Here is a 615-nt window from a genome sequence, read left to right on the forward strand (position 1 = left end):
GATAAGTTTAAAACGAAATCACATCACGAGGATCTGTTAGCAGAATTGGACCAAGTTCTGTAAAACTAATAACGCTATACCTTCTTCGCTTTTGGTATAGCGTTTTACTTCCTTCTAAGCTTCAGCATCCACCCTTGGCCATGCCGTTAAAACTGCCTTAACCAGCGTTGCCAGAGGTATCGCGAAGAACACTCCCCAAAAACCCCACACACCACCGAAAAACAATACAGCGACGATAATGAGAATCGGGTGAAGATTAACCACCTCAGAAAACAGCAAAGGAACTAACACATTACCGTCAATCGCTTGCACTACAAAATATGCNATCAACACGTAGTAAAACTCGTCCGTAAGACCAAATTGAAACAGAGCAATCAAGGCGACCGGGATCGTTACAACTATCGCTCCGATATAGGGAATCAACACCGACAAGCCAACAAGCATTGACAACAACGCTGCGTAATTAAGACCGAAATACTGCAACACAATATAGGTAAAAACGGCGACAACGAAAATCTCTATCGCTTTGCCACGCAGATAGTTAGAAAACTGCTCATTCATTTCGAGCGAGACTCGCTGAATTAGGCCTTTCTTTGACGGGAGCGCTGCATCAAT

General features: G+C 43.6%; 1 protein-coding gene. It reads right to left on the reverse strand.

Annotated elements, in window-relative coordinates; all coding sequences use genetic code 11:
* Window positions 1-114 precede the first annotated feature (114 nt).
* The coding region (locus tag A3762_RS17440; RefSeq protein ID WP_156493551.1) for an AI-2E family transporter at window positions 115-615 on the reverse strand (501 nt) is incomplete at its 5' end.

It is taken from the genome of Oleiphilus sp. HI0125, from assembly GCF_001635355.1.